Annotated in this window: 20 protein-coding genes; 18 read left to right on the plus strand and 2 right to left on the minus strand. The window is 42.8% G+C overall.

All coding sequences use genetic code 11. The features are described 5' to 3' along the window. Positions 1–22: 22 nt before the first annotated feature. Both CBS1_RS04245 and CBS1_RS04250 read right to left on the minus strand, forming a co-directional pair. Positions 23–1,306: a Glu/Leu/Phe/Val family dehydrogenase gene (locus tag CBS1_RS04245; protein WP_052107200.1), complete on the minus strand. Its 1,284-nt coding sequence runs from the start codon at positions 1,304–1,306 to the stop codon at positions 23–25. 225 nt (positions 1,307–1,531) lie between these two features. Next, positions 1,532–3,199 (minus strand): formate--tetrahydrofolate ligase, encoded by a 1,668-nt coding sequence (locus tag CBS1_RS04250; RefSeq protein ID WP_090221976.1) that lies wholly within the window; start codon positions 3,197–3,199, stop codon positions 1,532–1,534. A gap of 187 nt (positions 3,200–3,386) precedes the next feature. Between CBS1_RS04250 and CBS1_RS04255 the strand changes: the two genes are divergently transcribed. The 18 genes from CBS1_RS04255 (at position 3,387) to purL (ending at position 19,210) form a co-directional block, all read left to right on the plus strand. Continuing rightward, the gene (locus tag CBS1_RS04255; RefSeq protein WP_164969242.1) at positions 3,387–4,454 is read left to right on the plus strand and encodes an adenine nucleotide alpha hydrolase family protein; all 1,068 of its coding nucleotides are present in this window, start codon (positions 3,387–3,389) and stop codon (positions 4,452–4,454) included. Further along, the gene (gene rnc, locus CBS1_RS04260) at positions 4,337–5,065 is read left to right on the plus strand and encodes a ribonuclease III (RefSeq protein ID WP_164969284.1); all 729 of its coding nucleotides are present in this window, start codon (positions 4,337–4,339) and stop codon (positions 5,063–5,065) included. The genes CBS1_RS04255 and rnc overlap by 118 nt, the downstream gene beginning before the upstream one ends. A 58-nt stretch (positions 5,066–5,123) precedes the next feature. Continuing rightward, entirely contained in the window at positions 5,124–5,969 is an 846-nt protein-coding gene (gene xerA, locus CBS1_RS04265) for a site-specific tyrosine recombinase/integron integrase (protein ID WP_033191984.1), read from the plus strand. Between the two features lie 77 nt (positions 5,970–6,046). Further along, a complete protein-coding gene (locus CBS1_RS04270) occupies positions 6,047–8,221 on the plus strand; it encodes a RelA/SpoT family protein (protein ID WP_052107286.1) in 2,175 nt (724 codons plus the stop codon). 1 nt (position 8,222) lies between these two features. Next, positions 8,223–8,672, plus strand: a complete 450-nt coding sequence (dtd, locus tag CBS1_RS04275) for a D-aminoacyl-tRNA deacylase (RefSeq protein WP_090221981.1) — start codon at positions 8,223–8,225, stop codon at positions 8,670–8,672. Between the two features lie 26 nt (positions 8,673–8,698). Continuing rightward, on the plus strand, positions 8,699–9,325 hold the full coding sequence (locus tag CBS1_RS04280; RefSeq protein WP_090222020.1) for an epoxyqueuosine reductase QueH: 627 nt from the start codon (positions 8,699–8,701) through the stop codon (positions 9,323–9,325). Then, a complete protein-coding gene (locus CBS1_RS04285; protein ID WP_090221983.1) occupies positions 9,322–10,095 on the plus strand; it encodes a DUF4940 domain-containing protein in 774 nt (257 codons plus the stop codon). Before CBS1_RS04280 ends, CBS1_RS04285 begins: the two co-directional genes overlap by 4 nt. After that, on the plus strand, positions 10,067–10,528 hold the full coding sequence (locus CBS1_RS04290) for an ATP-binding protein (protein ID WP_090221985.1): 462 nt from the start codon (positions 10,067–10,069) through the stop codon (positions 10,526–10,528). Before CBS1_RS04285 ends, CBS1_RS04290 begins: the two co-directional genes overlap by 29 nt. Positions 10,529–10,555: 27 nt before the next feature. Then, entirely contained in the window at positions 10,556–10,918 is a 363-nt protein-coding gene (locus CBS1_RS04295; RefSeq protein ID WP_033191988.1) for a divergent PAP2 family protein, read from the plus strand. Positions 10,919–10,967: 49 nt separating this feature from the next. Further along, on the plus strand, positions 10,968–11,768 hold the full coding sequence (locus CBS1_RS04300) for a transglycosylase SLT domain-containing protein (RefSeq protein WP_090222022.1): 801 nt from the start codon (positions 10,968–10,970) through the stop codon (positions 11,766–11,768). 27 nt (positions 11,769–11,795) lie between these two features. Next, on the plus strand, positions 11,796–12,566 hold the full coding sequence (locus tag CBS1_RS04305) for an ABC transporter ATP-binding protein (RefSeq protein WP_090221987.1): 771 nt from the start codon (positions 11,796–11,798) through the stop codon (positions 12,564–12,566). A gap of 171 nt (positions 12,567–12,737) precedes the next feature. Beyond that, positions 12,738–13,997 (plus strand): uracil-xanthine permease family protein, encoded by a 1,260-nt coding sequence (locus tag CBS1_RS04310; RefSeq protein WP_090221989.1) that lies wholly within the window; start codon positions 12,738–12,740, stop codon positions 13,995–13,997. A gap of 41 nt (positions 13,998–14,038) precedes the next feature. Then, complete coding sequence (locus tag CBS1_RS04315) at positions 14,039–15,244, plus strand: 5-(carboxyamino)imidazole ribonucleotide synthase (protein ID WP_090221990.1); 1,206 nt, start codon at positions 14,039–14,041, stop codon at positions 15,242–15,244. Between the two features lie 69 nt (positions 15,245–15,313). Further along, the gene (gene purE, locus CBS1_RS04320) at positions 15,314–15,814 is read left to right on the plus strand and encodes a 5-(carboxyamino)imidazole ribonucleotide mutase (protein ID WP_033192682.1); all 501 of its coding nucleotides are present in this window, start codon (positions 15,314–15,316) and stop codon (positions 15,812–15,814) included. Between the two features lie 6 nt (positions 15,815–15,820). Continuing rightward, on the plus strand, positions 15,821–16,528 hold the full coding sequence (locus CBS1_RS04325; protein WP_033191990.1) for a phosphoribosylaminoimidazolesuccinocarboxamide synthase: 708 nt from the start codon (positions 15,821–15,823) through the stop codon (positions 16,526–16,528). Beyond that, a complete protein-coding gene (gene purS, locus CBS1_RS04330; protein ID WP_033191991.1) occupies positions 16,507–16,755 on the plus strand; it encodes a phosphoribosylformylglycinamidine synthase subunit PurS in 249 nt (82 codons plus the stop codon). The genes CBS1_RS04325 and purS overlap by 22 nt, the downstream gene beginning before the upstream one ends. Beyond that, complete coding sequence (gene purQ / locus CBS1_RS04335; protein WP_033191992.1) at positions 16,752–17,411, plus strand: phosphoribosylformylglycinamidine synthase subunit PurQ; 660 nt, start codon at positions 16,752–16,754, stop codon at positions 17,409–17,411. The genes purS and purQ overlap by 4 nt, the downstream gene beginning before the upstream one ends. Further along, positions 17,408–19,210, plus strand: coding sequence for a phosphoribosylformylglycinamidine synthase subunit PurL (gene purL, locus CBS1_RS04340; RefSeq protein WP_033191993.1), 1,803 nt, complete (start codon positions 17,408–17,410; stop codon positions 19,208–19,210). Before purQ ends, purL begins: the two co-directional genes overlap by 4 nt. Positions 19,211–19,250: the final 40 nt, after the last annotated feature.

Raw genomic sequence — 19,250 nt, forward strand, 5'->3', positions numbered from 1 at the left:
AAGAATTTACCGAATTTATTTATTACATTGGATAGTATCCTCTTTCCTTGACAGCATTTGCAACTCTGTTGATTGCAACGATGTATGCTGCCGTTCTCATGTCTGTATTGTATTTTTCTTTCGTCTTGTAGACTTCTGCAAAGGCGTTGACCATCATCTTTGTGAGTTTCTTTCTAATATCATCGATGTCCCAGAAGAACGTCTGGAGGTCTTGTACCCATTCAAAGTAGGAGACCGTAACACCACCAGCGTTTGCAAGGATGTCTGGAACTATGAGAACACCTTTCTTTATGAGTATTTCTTCCGCCTCTGGGGTTGTTGGACCGTTTGCACCTTCGACGATGATCTTCGCTTTGATGTTGCTTGCGTTCTTTTCTGTGATTGCATTTTCAAGTGCTGCTGGAACAAGGATGTCCACATCAAGTTCGAGTAGTTCTTCGTTTGTGATCGGTTTGGCTTTTGGATAACCTTTGATGAGCCCCTTGTTTGCATCGCGGTAAGCGATGAGATCGTTGATGTCAAGCCCGTTTTCGTTGTAAAGCCCGCCACTTACATCGCTGACTGCAACAATTTTTGCACCGAATTCTTCACTCAGTATCTTCGCAGAGTAAGAACCGACATTACCAAACCCCTGAATTGCCACTGTTGCCTTGGATATATCTTTACCGAGCGCTTTGCATGCTTCATTAGCTGTTATTGCAACACCACGTCCTGTTGCCTCTGGTCTACCTTCCGAACCACCAAGGTCGAGTGGTTTTCCGGTAACAACACCGAGGGCTGTGTAACCAACGTTCATACTGTAGGTGTCCATGTACCAAGCCATTATCTTTGCATTCGTGTTTACATCTGGAGCTGGGATGTCTTTCTGAGGTCCTACCAATACTTGAATTTCGGAGAAGAACCTTCTGCTGAGTCTTTCAAGTTCCTTTTCCGACAGCTGAGTTACATCTACCCTAACTCCACCTTTTCCGCCACCGTATGGGAGGTTCATAACAGCACATTTCCATGTCATCCAGAACGCAAGTGATGCAACTTCGTCAAGGTTCGTATCGGGGTGATACCTGATACCACCTTTTGCTGGACCTCTTGCTGTGTTGTGCTGAACTCTGTAACCTTCGAATATCTCTACTCTTCCGTCATCCATTACTACTGGGAAGTGGACTTCTAGAATTCTCTGTGGCCACAGCAAAAAGTTCCCAATGTTTGGGTCAAGGTCCATCAGATCTGCCGCTTTTAAGAACTGCTTCTGAGCATTTTCATAGAGTGGTCCAAATGGTTTGAGGTTACCCATCGTGCTCAGCTTCATCTTTTCACAACCTCCCTGATTTTTGATGCTGGCGCAACTACGTGCCAGCGTGTAGATTGCAAAGATTTATCATTTCCAAGTCTATTATCTTTTAGCTTGGCCAAAGTATCAACGTTCATTTTGTGAAGGGTATCACATTTACATTGAAAGAAGGCTAAAAATCTTCTTTTTTCTCTTAGATGTTTATTTATCTTTGCTTATGCGTTCATATACATCAATCGTTTCTCAGAACAAACCTGTAATCTCTCCATTCTCGTCTATGTCGATATTCACTGCCGCAGGCACTTTCGGAAGGCCGGGCATGAGCATAATTTCTCCAGCAAGCGCAACAACAAAACCTGCACCCGAGCTGATTTGGAAATCTCTAACTGTAAATTCGTACCCTTTTGGCGCATTTATCTTCTTTGGATCATCGGAAATGCTGTTTTGAGTCTTTGCCACAATCACAGGGTAGTTTCCAAATCCGTTCTTTTTAAGCATGTTCAACTTTGTTCTCGCAGTTTCTGTATATGTGACCTTACCAGCACGGTATATTTCCTTCGCTATGAGTTCTATCTTTTGTTCAACCGGTAGTTCCATAGGGACAAGTGGTTTGTAGTTGCTTGGTATTTTTTCGATCGTTTCAACTACAGTCTTTGCAAGTTCAATAGCCCCTTGCGAACCTTTTGCGTACGCTTCGTTAAGTACACACGGAACTGGGCTGTTATTCACGACTGCATCTATCTCTCGCGCTGTATCGCTTTCAAATTTGTTGAGCGCAACGACAACAGGAACACCATATTTTTGCAAATTCTCAACGTGGACCTTCAAATTCTCCATTCCTGTTATTACAGCTTCTACGTTTTCTTTGGAAAGCTCTTCTTTTGAAACTCCTCCGTGGTATTTTAAAGCTCTTATGGAAGCAACCAAGACAACCGCATCGACAAACAGTCCACCCGTCGGAGCGACGAAGTCTAAGAACTTCTCAGCACCCAAATCGGCTGCAAACCCCGCTTCAGTCACTACGTAATCTGCCAATTTAAGCGCCAATTTTGTTGCAATAAGTGTGTTGGTTCCGTGTGCAATATTTGCGAATGGTCCACCGTGAACAAACGCCGGAGTGTTTTCAATTGTTTGCACAAGGTTTGGGTTAATCGCGTCTTTCAACAGAGCAGTTACTGCTCCCTGTGCACCAAGGTCCTTCACCCTTATGAGACCTTTATTTTCACTCTGTGCAACAACTATCTCGCCTATCCTTCTTTTCAAATCCGCAATATCTGAAGCAAGGCACAAAGTTGCCATAATCTCGGAAGCAGCGGTAATCAAAAATCCATCTTCCCTTGGGTAACCATTTGCACTTCCACCAAGCCCCACAACAATTTGCCTGAGAGCTCTATCATTCATATCCATTGCGCGCTTCCAATAGATTTTTCGGATATCTATCCCTAGTTCGTTGCCATGGTTTACGTGCGAGTCTATCATCGCAGATATTAGGTTGTGCGCAGCCGTAACTGCGTGTATATCTCCAGTAAAATGAAGGTTTATATCCTCCATCGGTAAGACTTGCGAATATCCCCCACCTGCGGCACCGCCTTTCACACCAAAAACAGGACCCAGGGAAGGTTCTCGAAGTGTCACTATTGATTTTTTTCCGATTTTATTCAATGCCATTGACAACCCTATGCTTGTTGTCGTCTTCCCTTCACCAGCCGGTGTTGGTGTAATCGCGGTAACAAGTATCAACTTTCCATTTTTCCTTCCTTGAGACTCCAGCTCCTTCAAATATTTGTTGTCCACTTTCGCAATGTAATTGCCGTACAGCTTCAATTTCTCTTCTGGAACTCCAATCAACGCCGCAATCTCCCTTATATCCTTCAGTTTGGCACTCTTTGCGATTTCGATGTCAGACAACATACTGTCACCTCCCATTCTAAGTTTACCACGGCTTTTTGCTTCTTGAAAGCATAGAAAGTTACATTAAAACATTTTTATTATGCCACTTCAAACTATGTTTTCACAAAAGCTTCGTGCTATTCAATTTTGCTCTCAAATATGGTAGAATATTAGAAAAAGCAAGAAAGCAGAAGAGGTGCAAAAATCGATGCCAGTGAAATCTAAGGAAGAAATCATAAATGAGATAAGAGAGGTTGCAAATCAGTATGGCATGGATTTTGTTGTAGCGTTCTCTGGAGGTATGGACAGTACAGCTGCAGCATTGCTGTGTGCCGAGGCACTTGGAAAAGAGCACGTTGAACTTGTTCATGTAGTCTACGGCCCATATACGTATTCTAACGCCTTGAAAATAGTTTCTGATTTTGCAGAAAACCACGGTTTCAAGCTTACATTCGTTGAAAATTTCGGACAAGAGAAAATCTGGAAGACAGGGCCATCCTGTAACATGTGCACGAAAACGATCAAGATGGGAACCGTTTTGAAATACGCAAATGGTCGTATAGTTGTGACCGGCTCAAATTTATCAGACACTTGGGGAAAAACAGGCTTAAGAGTATTCAACGGAATGTACGCACCTCTTGGTGATTTGACCAAGGATGAAATAAAAGCGATTCTTGACGACTACGGTGTAGGTATCCGAAGAATCGGAGAACACGCTACTAGGGAAGGCTGCAAACTCAAGCACTTACTGAAACCCATGACAAATCCCTCTTATCACGGACAGGCAACAGTTGTTGCAAATGAGTTGGTCTTGAAGTACTTCCCTCAAGGAAATGAGATTGCGAATGTTAAGATAATCGGTCCGCTATCTAAGAACATCGCGGTCATCAACGTCAAACCTTTCAGAAAGGAGGTTTATGATTTAGCTGAAGAGTTGAGAAAAATTGAAGTAATTGACGAAGTGGTTGTCGCTGACAGGCCTTTGGTTTTGGTAGCTGTTGCAAATCCGTCGATTTACAGAGTTGAGGAATCAAGATACTGGATAGCTGAAGGCAAACTAAAGCCGGAATTTGCCGTACCAATCAAGGTTGAATGGCACGAAACGAAAAACAACAAACTCAGAACTTTTCACGTTGTGGAGGTGCGTGAATGGACGACATACGAGAACGAGAAAGAAGAATACTGGGAGAACTTCAAGAAAAACTCGGATATCATTTCAAAGATCCAATGCTCTTGTTCAATGCCCTCTGCCATTCCAGTTACGCCTACGAAGTGAACCAACTCGGGAGGAATATAAAGAACAACGAAAGGTTGGAATTTCTAGGAGATGCTGTAGTAGAATTGGTCGTCTGTGATATACTATATAACAAATACCCAGAAGCAACAGAGGGAGAAATGGCAAAGACTAAGGGAGCCGTTGCCAGCGAAGAAGTTCTTACCGAGATAGCCAGCCAGTATGAACTCGGTAAGTACATCTTCCTTGGCAAAGGCGAAGAGAAAACTGGCGGTCGAACAAGGAGTAGTATAGTAGCTGACACTTTTGAAGCGGTCTGTGCAGCTATCTATCTTGATGCTGGATTGGCAAAAGTAAAGGAGATTTTCGGTGGAAAGTTTGAAAAAGCCATTGAAGTCTTTCTGACAGGGCAAAGGATTTTTGATTATAAGACCGCTCTGCAAGAGATTACACAGGAAAAGTACAGAGAGTTACCTGAGTACAGAACTGTTAAACAGGATGAAAATGGAAGATTCGTAGTCGATCTGTATCTGCAAGGTCAAAGGGTTTCAACGGGCACAGGTGCATCAAAGAAGGATGCGGAAAAGGATGCAGCAAAAAAGGCCTATGAAATACTGACTTCTAATCAAGAAGACAAGAAGAATGGTGATTAAGTATTGAAAAAGGCTGGTAAAATCTCTTGGGGGGATTCCTATCGACATTGGAGCTTTACTGAAAACTTTTGAAGATTACCTAAGACATGTGAGACGAAGTTCAGAAAATACAGTAAAGGCTTATATGAAGGATATTAAAAGGTTCTTCGAATACCTTGGAAAGTCCCCAAAGGAAGTTGAACGTACAGATGTTGAAAAATTCGTAAAAGCACTCTCAAAGGGTGATATAACTGGGGAAACGGTAACTGAGTCGACGGTCTCGCGGTATATCTCTTCGCTTAGAACGTTTTTCGATTACCTCGAACTGATAGGCGTCGTTGAAGAAAATCCAATGGAACGGGTTAGACATCCAAGGCTGAGGAAGAAGATACCGAGCTTTTTGACACTCGAGGAAGTTAAAGCTTTACTTTCTGTTTACGATGAAGAACGAAAGCTTAAGTATAAAGCCATAGTTTCACTTTTGTATTTCTGCGGGCTTCGAGTCAGTGAGCTTTGCAATTTGCGTGTCGAGGATGTTTCGTTCTACCCACCGTACGTCAAAGTTATAATGGGTAAGGGGAACAAAGACAGGTTGGTTCCTATAAGCGAAAATGTCGTCCCATTGTTGGAAAGATATGTAGAAAAGTACAAGCCGAAGATCTATTTCTTCGAAAATAAAGGTCAACCGTTACACCCTTCGACGGTCTTTAGAATTGTCAAGAGAGCAGCGTTGCGTGCTGGAATAACAAAGCGTATCCATCCGCACACGTTGAGACATACCTTTGCAACACACTTAGTTATGAACAACGTAAACGTCAAGATTGTCCAGGAATTGCTGGGACACGCAAATTTGAGTACTACAAGCATATATCTGCACGTTGCTGACAAAGAAAAGTTCGATGCGGTGAAAAAATTAGTTATTTAAGAAAGAAGAAAGAGGGTATCTGTTTGGAAACACAAGAAAACAGGAAAAGTCAAGTTCAGACGCAGAACGTTGAGAACATGAGAGCCAACACAACAAGGGTTAATGTTACAGGAGCTATTCGTGAATACGACAGGGAAAATTTCATATCTGAGATAGAATCACTCCTTGGAAGGCAACTTGGAGACGAGGAGAAAGATGTGGTTTTGCACGCTTTCGACATGGCGGAAGTTGCTTATCGCGGACTGTACAGAAAGTCTGGAGAACCTTTTATAACCCATCCTATAGAAGTCGCAAAGATAATCGCTTCTTTGAAACTCGATATAGATAGCATAGTGGCTGCGTTGTTGCACGATGCAATTGAAGATAGCGAAGGCCGAGTGACTTACGAGATGATAGAAAAGGCATTCGGGGCAGACATCGCCAAGATAGTAGACGGTGTCACAAAGGTCAGCAGGATAAACGCACCTGTTGGGAATGTTGAGCAGAAGAAAAAGCTTGAGACCATTCAAAAGATGCTATTTGCCATGGCAGAGGACATAAGGGTGATATTTGTTAAACTCGCTGATAGGCTCCACAATATGCGCACAATCGATTTTGTGGAAGATGAGGAAAAGAAAAGATATAAGGCAATGGAAACGCTGGAAGTCTACGCTCCCATAGCACACAAACTTGGTATAAATGTCATTAAGTCCGAGTTGGAGGATTTGAGCTTTAAAGTGCTGCACTACGATGAATACCAGAAGATAAAGCAACTCGTCTCTCAAAAGAAGGTCGAACGAGAAGAAAGGTTAAAGAAATACATTCAACAACTCCAGACATCGTTCCAAGAGCACAACATAGATGCAATAGTTGAAGGAAGGTATAAACATTACTACAGCATATGGAAAAAGATGATTCAAAAAGGTAAAGATTTCAACGAACTGTACGACCTCATGGGTTTGCGAGCGATTGTCCCCGATGTCACAACGTGCTACACCGCTGTTGGCGTGGTCCATAACCTTTGGGTGCCATTACCAGGAAGGTTTAAGGACTACATCGCTGCGCCGAAATCAAATGGCTATAGATCAATTCATACGACGGTTATCACCCAATTTGGCGAACCTTTGGAAATCCAAATCCGTGACAAGCAGATGCACGAAGAGGCTGAATACGGTCTTATCGCACACTGGGCTTACAAAAGCGGAGAAGCGATTGTAGATATAAAACAAAAGTGGATCTTAAGGCTTGCGGAATGGCGTAAGGAACTCGCCCAAGGCTATGCGAGTATAGAAGATTTGAAAAAGGAATTACAGATGTCAGAAGTGTTCGTTTTAACTCCCAAAGGGGAAATCATCCACTTGCCTTACGGTGCTACTCCTATAGACTTCGCCTACGCCATACACACAGAAGTAGGCCACCACTATGCGGGCGCCAAGGTGAATGGGAAAATCGTGCCCATTGACTATCAGTTAAACAACGGAGATGTGGTAGAAATTATAGTCAACAAATCTTCGCCGGGCCCGAGCCTCGATTGGCTCCGGTATGCGAAAAGCCCCAGAACAAAGGCAAAGATCAAAAGGTTCTTCAAAGAAAAGGAAAGAGAGCAACTCATTGAGAGAGGAAAAGACGTTCTTCGCAGAGTTGCGAAGAAGATGAACATCTCTATCGAGGACCTGCTAAATAAACCGGAGATTAAGAAATACATAAGTGCTCACCAAATCGATGAAGAAGAGTTCATAATTCGACTCGGAGACAAAACGATAACACAGGAAGAACTGCTCTTGATAGTCGGTTTCAAAGAACCTCCGAAAAAGAAGGTAGCAAAGGCAAAGAAAAAGAGTACAGGCTCTCTTGTCATAGTGGATGGCCTTGCAACACTTGAAACTCTGTTTGCAAAATGTTGTAACCCGATTCCGGGGGATAAGATCGTCGGAGTTTCCAGTAAGAGGGGAATTGTGATCCATAGATCGAATTGTCCGAACGTTGCTTCCCTTGGACCGGATAGGAAGTTCCCAGCCATTTGGCGCTCGGATATAACCGCTCAGTTCGGCGTTTTGGTGAAGCTGGAACTCGATAAGAAGGAACGTGTTCCAGAGTTACTTTCAAAAACAATGGAAAAGAAAATTGAAGTCAGAAATTTCAAATTCGAATCCGTAGAAGACGATTTTGTGATTATATCGCTCAGTGTTACAGTTAAATCTCTTGAGGAACTGGAGGATATAATGGAATACTTCAAATCATCCCCGGGAGTTAGAAAGGTGGTTCGCGGATAAGATGCGTGCGGTTGTTCAAAGAGTATCAAAGGCAAGTGTTACTGTGGAAAACGAAGTCGTCGGGAAGATTTCGACCGGTGTTACCGTTTTGCTCGGAGTTGGGAAAGACGACACCGAGGAGGATGCGAAGTACTTAGCTGAAAAAATCGTCAATCTAAGGATCTTCGATGATGAAAATGGGAAGATGAACCTCTCTCTGCTCGATGTGAAAGGGGAAGCTTTGATTGTATCACAGTTCACACTTTACGGTGACTGCCGAAGGGGTCGAAGACCTTCGTATTCCGATAGTGCATCTCCCGATCTGGCTAAAGCCCTTTATGAAAAATTCATAGAACTGGTGAAAAGCTATGGTGTCCATGTGGAAACCGGTATTTTCGCTGCCCACATGCTTGTTGAAATACAAAACGACGGACCAGTCACGTTGTTACTCGACTCAAAGAAGGTATTTTGAGTATATTTGGTGAGGATAGTGAACGAATGACTGAAAGAGCAATTGAAACAGAGAGTGAATTTATCGTTCAAAATGATGTAAAAGGTTGCCATTTACTCCACGTGTGCTGCGCACCTGATTTGGTTATTTCATATTTGTCAGGTGCCCGTGGTGATATTTTCTTTTACAATCCGAATATCCATCCAAAAAGCGAATACGAAAAGCGGTATAGCGAAGTTTTCAAAGTCGCTGCTTTATTTCAGATGAATGTTATCCAAGTTCCGTACGATCCTGAACGATTTTTCAAACTCACAAAAGGATTGGAAAAAGAACCCGAAGGCAGTCTAAGGTGCGAAATCTGTATAAGGATGAGACTTGAGAAAACAATGGAGTACGCAAAACAGCACGGTTACAAGAGCGTTTCAACAACACTTACATCATCACCGAAAAAATCCGTAGAGATGATTAACAGAATCGGAAAGGAGTTAGAAAAACAACACGGTATTGAATTTCTACCAAACGTATATCGAAAAAGTCCGCTCTACAACGATGCACAAAAGCTTGTACGAAAACTTGGGATTTACAGGCAAAACTACTGCGGCTGCATCTACTCAATCAGGCACTCCGACGGAGAAACCGCTTGGAAAATTACGAAAAGTGAGGTTGAGGTATGAAGATATACTACAATTTAGAAGAAGTTGAAGAAGAAAAAAGAAAGTACGCTTCCATCGCCTTTGCATCAAAGGTCAGGGTGGAATATGATTCAGGCGGTGAAAAGCACGCATTTGTGCCCGTAAGTATCGGCGACTTTACTGTTCTTATCGAAATAAATGACGATAAAGAGGTATTTAATACGTTGCTCAACGAATACATCCGCAATTCTATTTTAAAGCACTTCACTTATCCTGAGGAAATAAGAGAACTTGCTAAGCATTTTCGCACTGAATTGAAACAGTTCAGGATATTGGTCGTAAAGTACAACACCGTCGAAGAAAAGGAATTCGCAAGGTACTCTTTATCTAATATAACCTTCGGTGTTGTATCGTACAACCACGTCGATATTCATCTACTACCGAGCAATGTAAAAGTAAGGCAAAAGCTCGGATACTGTCTTTCAAGTGTAGTTCAAAGACCTGAAGAAGGTTTGAGACAAGCGCTTTTGATAGCTCGATGGTTTGCAAGAGGAGCTTATAACGAGTTGCCGAGGCTAGCACTGGAAACCGACAACATTGACCTCGGGAAGTGGACTGATTTGGTGAAGTACGTACTTGTTGGAGATTTTGAGGAAAAGTATTTTTCTGGTATAATAAGAAAGCTGAATGAGTTCAGAACTGAGACGTACTTTGACCCGTTTTCAAGACTTGAAACGGTTGCGCTTGGCATAATCGTCGCCAAGTCGAGGGGAGGAGGAGATTTTGAACCAGACAGTTACGATATCATTTAGAGCACTCACCGAAAACATAAAATTGGCAAGGGTTGTGATACACACGTTCCTAACATTCAGGGGCGTATTCGATAAGGACATATTTGATACAGAATTGGCCGTAAATGAGGCCATTGCTAATATAATTCAGCATACGTACAAAGGCGAACCAAACTACATTGTTATGACTATGAACTGGGTAGAGCCCAACACACTCGAAGTATTACTTCGCGATTTTGGCCCAAAAGTAGATCCCACAAAAGTCAAACCTCGGAACTTGGACGACATTAGACCCGGTGGGCTTGGGGTTTACATCATCCAGCGCATTTTTGATGTAATGGAGTTCCGCGACGTAAGCGAGGGGAATCTGCTGTATCTTAAGCGTTCCTTCCTGATTCCTCCGAAAAAACCGGAGGATGGAACATCAAATGACGAAACTTTGAGAGAATACTGATTCTTTTTAGTTGGAGGAAAAAGTACAATGAGCTGGTTAATAGGCTTGTCAAAGAATCCATCTTTTATGGCTGCTTTTTTCGGCTTTCTATCTGCTCAGTTTATTAAGGTAATAATATACAAAGATTTTCGCGTCTTTGGTAGGTATGGTGGTATGCCAAGTGCACATGTTGCTACCACTTCAGCACTCGCATGGGCTGTAGGTTACACCACAGGATTCGACTCATCATTAACGGCTATAGCTGCAATCTTTTTAGCCATTACGACAGCAGACGCCGTTGGTCTAAGAAGGAATGTAGACCCGAATAAGGGACATACGCTTATGGAAGCTATCTATGGCTTTTTGCTTGGTTGGATTGTTGCACTGTTGACTGTCAAGTTCTATCGATGAGACTTGTTTATTTAAAGAAAGAGGTGAAATTTTGGTGGTCTTCTCACGAATGATTAAATTGAGCGTTTTCATGCTCTTGCTTTTCGTATTTGTTTTGGCAAGCATTGTTGGTTTCGGTCAGGAAAATCAATCCAGCAATCAGATTCAAACACCAGAATGGTTTAAAAACGCGGTAGTTAAAAAAAGAGCAGGTATAAATTTAAAGACTGCGCCAGAATTCATAAACGACCTGTGGAATGCGGTATATACCATAAGTACAAAGTACCAAGTTCCGCCAACATTGATAGCTGCGCTAATCTCTGTGGAAAGTAACTTCGCCAATGTAAAAGGTGGTGGAGATGTTGTTGGTATGATGCAAATTTCGATTTCCACCGCCAAAAATATATCTAAGCTACTCGGTTTGGAACCACCAAAGAACGGATGGGATGAATTACTCACAAATCACTGGATGAACATAACGTACGGCACAGCGTATATTTCCTATCTTTACAAAAAGACAGGTAGTTTCCAAAAAGCACTAGAAATGTACAACAACGGCAAGAACAAAACATCATACGCTCAAATGATACTAAAGCAGTACGAGTATTATGAAGGTCTACACATCGCGGAACTTAAAAGTAAACAGCAGAACGCTTCTCCAAATACCTCTGATTACGCTTCGCTATCAAACAGTGCTACACAAACAGACCTATTCGAACAAAGTTTGTCGAATCCAGCACCAAGTGCTACAGAAACGGCGAATGCTTCTAACACATCAACGAGTAGTTTAACGGGGGCGCTTTCTAATTCGAACGGCGGTAGTACAGATAAACTACCACCTCTTTTTGGGGTAACAGACAACAAAAAGTGAGAAAAAGTACTTTTCGAGGTGTGTCTGATGGGCAATGAAATCATATTAAAGGCTGAAAATCTCTGTTTTTCCTACCCGAACTTCAAACTGAAAGATATAACATTTTCTGTCCGAAAAGGTAGCTTTTTCGGTATCATCGGTCCCAACGGTTCAGGAAAAACAACTTTGCTCTCCCTGATCATGAAATTTCAAAGACCAGAAAGCGGTAAGATTACTGTTAATCACAACGATGTGTCTAAACTTTCGCACAAAAAGATTGCCCAGTTAATAGCATATATTGCGCAAGATTTCAATCCAGCATACGATTTCACGGTTGAAGAACTTGTTGAAATGGGTGGCATTGCTCGTTCCGTACACTTTTTTGAAACACCAGTCTACGAAGAAGAACTCGAGAACGCACTTAGGACCGTTGATTTGCTTGAGTACAGAAAAAGAATATTTTCTACCTTAAGTGGAGGTCAACAGCGCAGGGTTTTGATCGCACGTGCGATATATCAAAACACACCTATCATTATTGCAGATGAATTGGTTAATCACCTTGATCTGGGCCAAGCTGTCAAAGTTTTGGACTACTTAAAGCAACTTACCAAAAACGGGAAGACAATAATCGCAACATTCCACGACATATCATTAGCCGCGAAATACTGCGATGAAATATGCGTTATGAACGATGGAAAAATCGTCGTCATGGGGAAACCTCAAGAAGTGATAAGGAAAGAAATCATAGACAGTGTTTACGGAATTTCCGTTCATATACTACATCATCCGGAAAATGATTATCCTGTTATTCTAATATAGCAGTTGTCGATGTTAGATTTTCACTTCTCCTTCGAGTCACTTAGCAAGTTTTCGTTACATTTGTCTTTTTTTCTTAACGTTGACTTTCTAAAAACGTGTGTGGTAATATAATGCTGTAGGAACTCAAAAACCTTTAAACTCGTCCAGCGAGGCGAGAAAGGAGGAGAAAAGATGGAAAAAGACGTCATTTTTGGTAATTCTGAATCGGCAAATGATGTTTCTTTTGCTTCCAACGTTACCCACCGAATTGATTTACCTGCCTCAAAGAGATTTCTGCTTTCACTTCAACATTTCGTCGCTATGTTTGGTGCCACCGTTTTAGTTCCGCTCCTTACAGGACTTGACCCGCTTGTAGCACTCTTTACCGCGGGACTTGGAACACTGGTTTTCCACTTTTTAACTGGTGGTATCGTGCCCGTCTTCTTAGGTTCAAGTTTCGCTTTCATAGCTCCTGTCATATTAGTTAAAGAAAAATACGGAGATATACGTTACTCCCTTGGCGGAATCGTAGTGGCAGGTTCTGTTTATCTAATTTTCTCATTGGTTACAAAACTGCTGGGGACAAACATAGTGAAGAAACTATTCCCCCCTGTTGTAACTGGTCCGATGATAATGGTAATTGGTCTTGGGTTGAGTCCCGTTGCAGTCAATATGGCTTCTTCGAATTGGCCTATCGCATTCGTAGTAATCATTACCGTTATCGCATCTGCAACAATCTTCAAAGGTTTCTTCTCTCTTATCCCCGTCCTCGCGGGTGTCTTTGTTGGATACATAACCTCGATCCTTTCACGTATAGTAGATTTCTCACCTATAGTAAATGCATCGTGGTTCTCAATTCCAAATTTCACCTTCCCAAAGTTTGATGCTGGAGCGATTAGCCTGATAGCACCCGTTGCATTCGTTACAGTGATGGAACATATCGGAGATATAACAACGAATGGTGCAGTTGTCGGAAAGAATTTCTTTGAAAAGCCAGGTATCCACAGAACACTTCTCGGAGATGGCTTGGCTACGATGATTGCAGGACTTCTTGGAGGACCTGCTAACACAACTTACAGTGAAAATACCGGAGTATTAGCTATCACCAAAGTGTACGACCCATCTATCTTGCGCGGTGCTGCTCTCCTTGCCATGCTCGTTGCCTTTCTGTCAAAATTCGGTGCGGTTCTCCAGACTATACCTACTCCTGTAATTGGTGGTGTAAGCTTGATCCTTTTCGGTATGATCGCATCTATTGGTGTGCGCACGCTCGTTGAGGCAAAAGTGGATTTCTCGAAATCCAGAAATCTGATCATTGCCGCACTTATCCTAACACTTGGTATAGGTGGGGCAAGCATCAAAATAGGTGTCGTTGAGCTAAAAGGTATGGCTCTTGCTGCAATCGTTGGTATTATAGCTAACCTTGTAATTCCAGAGAAATTAGAAAAATGATAGAAAAAGAAAGCCGCATAAAGCCGTGGGGGATTTAAGAAATGTTTGGATCGACTGAGAAAGTTGCACACTCCTTACCTATCAAGACCGTTGGTATTATAGGTGGAGGACAGCTTGGAAAGATGTTAACACTGAAGGCAAAAGAGATGGGTTTAAGAATCATTGCGCTCGATAAAGATCCAAGCTGTCCGGTTTCCTCGATATGCGATGAGTTAATAGTTGGCTCACTTTACGACAAGGAGAAGTTGTTGGAACTTGCAAAGAAGTCAGATGTGGTTACATACGAAATTGAGCACACCGATACCGAGACTTTAAAATGCATCGAGCAAGAAGGAATAAACATTCTCCCATCACCTGCCCTCCTTGAACTAATAAACGATAAGCTCAAGCAAAAAGTCCATCTGATAAGTCACGGCATCCCCACATCAAAACTGATATGTGAAGTCAGTAAAGAAGAAACTGTTGCCTACAAATCAAAAAGAAATCAACTCCCACAATTCCCTTTAGTTCAAAAGGCAAGAAAGGGCGGTTACGACGGGAGAGGGGTTGCGGTAATCAGAAACGAAAATGACTTACATAAGGTCTTAGAAACCGATTCCTTCTTTGAAGAATTCATCGAAATAGAGAAGGAAATCGCCGTCTTAGTCGCTCGAGACCTTGAAGGTAACGTGGAGTCATATCCGGTGGCTGAGATGGTATTTGATAGTAGGTCGAACATCCTAGACATGCTCATTTCACCTGCTCGGATACCGGAAGAAATTTCAGAAAAGGCAAAGAGGATCGCATTTGATGTTATTAATTCTTTTGTCCTTTCCAATTTAAAAGCTGTGGGGGTTTTTGCCATCGAGATGTTCCTTACCAAGAGCGGAGATATACTTGTAAACGAAATCGCACCGAGAGTTCATAATTCCGGTCATCACACAATCGAATCGTGTTACACAAGCCAGTTTGAACAGCATCTCAGAGCCATCGCAGGCTTACCGTTGGGTTCCACAAAACAGCACTCACCTGCCGTTATGATAAACTTGCTCGGTGAACCTGGCTACTACGGTAAACCAGCCATCGTTGGGCTCGAGGAAATCTTAAGAACCGACGGAGCCTATCTGCATTGGTATGGGAAATCTACAACAGGCCCGTTTAGAAAAATGGGACATGTAACTATAATCGACGAAAGTTTAGATTCTGCAATTGGAAAAGCAAAAAGATTAAAAGATAGTGTTAAGATTATCTCAGAAGGTTCTGAATAAACGCATATTTCGAGGTGATGTATCTTGAATAACGTTGACAACGTTCAAAAGCCGCTTGTTGGTATAATAATGGGTAGTGACTCTGATCTTGCTATCATGAAAGAGGCTGCGCAAGTGCTTGAAGAGTTCGGTGTTCCATATGAAATCACTATTGTATCAGCCCACAGAACTCCTGAAAGGATGTTCGAATACGCAAAAACGGCAGAAGAAAGAGGCATAGAAGTGATAATAGCGGGCGCAGGCGGTGCTGCGCACTTGCCCGGAATGACCGCATCGATAACAACTTTACCCGTGATAGGTGTTCCTGTGAAAGGTTCCAATCTGGAAGGGCTCGACTCACTGCTTTCGATCGTCCAAATGCCAAAAGGTGTACCAGTTGCCACCGTTGCTATCAACAACGCAAGAAATGCTGGTCTACTCGCAATTTCTATACTCGGTGTAAAATACCCAGACCTTAGGGAAAAGCTAAAAGCCTACAAGGAACGCATGAGGCAGGAAGTAGTTGAGAAGGCTTGTGAATTAGAAAGGTTGGGATATTTGGAATACCTAAAATCTAACTCTCAGAGGTGAACAAGGATGTCCGGAACGTTTTTGTACGAAGGAAAAACGAAAATTGTTGAACTTTCGGAAGATGGCCAGAGCGTTATTTTAACGTTTAAGGACGATATTACCGCTGGGGATGGCGCAAAACATGATGTTCTGACTTCAAAAGGGCAGTTCTGTTCAGAAACCACCGCACGGTTGATGCATTATCTAAACACCAAGGGCGTCTACACGATGTTCATCAACTACATCCCACCTAACAAAATCCGCGCGCGTAAGTTAAAGATGATACCTCTTGAGGTTATTGTAAGATTCAAGAAAGCTGGTTCCTTTGTGCGAAGGTACGGGGGAACGGAAGGGGAAGATCTACCTGAAGCTCTTGTGGAATTCACTTACAAGAGCGATGCCATGCACGACCCATTGATGTGCGTTGAACATCTCGAAGTGCTCGGTATTTTGGACAGAGAAAATGCCGTCAAGATTATCAATCAAGCCAAGCAGGCAGCTAATTTTTTGAAGGAATTCTTCTCCTTGCATGGATTTGAACTCTGGGACATAAAGTTCGAGTACGGTTTCGACGAGGCTGGGAATATCTGTCTTGGTGATGAGATATCACCGGACACGATGCGCCTTAGAAAAGCTGGAGAGATTTTTGACAAAGACATCTACAGAAGAGACCTTGGAAATCCCATGGAAAAATACGAGGTGGTGTTGAACTTATGCAGAAGTATACTTTTGTAGTCGATATCCAGTACAAAAGCAATGTGCGTGACCCAAGGGGAGAAACTATAAAAAGGGTGCTCAACGAGGAGTATTCCATACCAGTAAGTTCCTTGAGATTAGGAAAATCTATACATCTCGAGGTGGAAGCAGAAAATGAAGAAGAGGCAAGGCTTTTGGTAGAAAAGGCTTGCAAAGAACTTCTGGTTAACCCCGTTACGGAAACATATGAGGTGAGACTGATATGAACATCCCGAAAGCCCAGGTAGTTGTCTATCCTGGGAGCAACTGTGATAGAGACGCCCTTTGGGCCTGTAAATACGTCGGCTTTGATGCAGAATTCATAGATATCCACTCAGAAATCGACGCTGATTTGCTGGTTCTACCTGGTGGATTCTCGTACGGAGATTATCTGCGAGTCGGGGCAGTTGCGGCGCGTGAACCAATAGCTCAAAAGATAAAAGATTTTGTTAGCCGTGGGGGGCTTGTTATTGGCATCTGTAACGGCTTTCAGATACTCGTAGAAATGGGACTTTTAGACGGAGCGCTTCTTCAAAATTCCAACGGCCGATTCATATGTAAAATCGTCGATTTAGAAGTTGTGGATAATTCAACGCCATTTACCAGCTACTTCTTAAAAGGTGAACGAATCAAACTACCCATAGCTCACGGTTTTGGAAGGTACGTCAAGGTAGACGATGTTAACGTAGTTATGAAATATGTGGAAGATGTCAACGGAAGCGACGAGCTGATAGCAGGGATAACTAATGTTAACAAGAACGTCTTTGGTTTAATGCCGCACCCGGAACGTGCGATGGAAAAGGTACTCGGCTCAGACGATGGATTGAGGGTCTTTTTGTCGGCATTTAATTACATCAAAACTAACGGTGGTGTTAGGGGATGAAGTACTTAGACGTCCTTGAATCGAAATTGGGGAGAAAAGCAACAAGGGAAGAGATAGAAGCGTTTACCGTGATGTGGAGCGAACATTGTGGGTATTCCCATACAAAAGGCTATATAAGACAGCTGCCAAAAGTTGGAGCTGGAGGTAATGCCGGGATAATAACGCTCGATGACTATCATTTCTTAGCTTTCAAAGTCGAGAGTCACAATCATCCAAGCGCAATTGAGCCTTTCAACGGCGCAGCAACTGGGGTGGGGGGAATTATTCGCGACGTGCTCGCCATGGGCGCACGACCAACGGCGATTTTGGATTCTCTTCATATGGATAGAATAATAGACGGAATCATCGAAGGTATATCCGACTACGGAAATTCCATTGGTGTTCCAACCGTCGGTGGAGAACTGCGCATATCGAATTACTACAAACACAATCCTCTCGTTAACGTTATGGCCGTTGGAGTGGGTAAAAACGAACACCTCATATCTTCTAAAGCTTCCAAACCCGGACAAGTTATTGTCATATTTGGTGGAGCTACCGGCAGGGATGGAATACACGGTGCGTCTTTTGCCTCAGAAGATTTAACAGGTGAAAAGGCCACAAAACTTTCCATTCAGGTAGGAGATCCATTTGCTGAGAAGTTGCTAATAGAAGCGTTTCTTGAGATGGTGGAAAAAGGGCTCGTTGAAGGTGCGCAAGACCTTGGCGCTGGTGGCGTGCTGTCCGCCACAAGTGAACTCGTTGCACGTGGTGGATTGGGTGCCGTTGTACATCTTGAAAGAGTTCCTCTTAGAGAATCTGACATGTTGCCAATAGAAATCCTGATAAGCGAAAGTCAAGAACGCATGGCGGTTGTCACATCAGCGGAAAAGGCAGAAGAAGTTTTGAGGATAGCAAGAAAACATCTGCTCTTTGGTGATATTGTTGCTGAAGTTACCGACAATGGAAGGTACGTGGCTAAGTATAAAGATGAAGTCATACTTGATGTACCAGCAAAACTGTTAGAAGAATCACCTGAGGAACCAATTTACGATTATACACCTGCACCTTTCAGAAAGTTCAGATGGATCAGATTCAAGAACGTTGATGCACACGATGTGTTTGAAAGGTACGACTACATGGTAGGGACCGACACAATACTACCACCAGGCTTAGGACCTGCGGTAATGAGGGTCAAGAGCTCAGCGTTAGGATATTCACTCGTAATCCATAGCCGAGCCGATTTAGGCGCACAAGATCCATACTGGGGTGCATACATAACCGTACTGGAAGCCATTAGAAAGACCTTATCTGTTGGTGCAAATCCTGTTGCGATAACCGATGGTATAAACTACGCAGATCCAGACATCGAACCACTGGGCTTGGCAGGACAGATGAAAGGGCTAAGAGACGCTTGTGAGCGATTCGACGTTCCCGTAGCCTCGGGAAATGCTTCACTGTATAACACTTACAAAAAGAAAGGGATACCTCCAACATTGGTTGTTGGCATGGTTGGGAAAATTGAAAACTTGAACATCCCAAAGCCTTCCAAAGGTCCCGTGTACGCAGTCGGTTATCCTGACTTTTCATTCGACCGGGAAAAGAAACTTCAAGAAGAGATAACCAAACTGGTAAGAAAAGGGCTCTTCGTAATATCAATGCATGATTACTCAAGAATGACAACATTCAAGAATGCTTTATCAAAACTCGGACTCAATTTAAGAATCCAGACGCCAATAACAGAGGCTGTACATCAAATGGTTATTGTGTTTGGCGAGCCAAAAACAGAATTACCAGTTCGAAAAATTGGTTTTTGCTACTGAGAATTACTCTGAATAAATCTTTTTTAACCTAACCTTCGCG

The organism is Fervidobacterium changbaicum (assembly GCF_004117075.1).
Taxonomy (GTDB): domain Bacteria; phylum Thermotogota; class Thermotogae; order Thermotogales; family Fervidobacteriaceae; genus Fervidobacterium; species Fervidobacterium islandicum.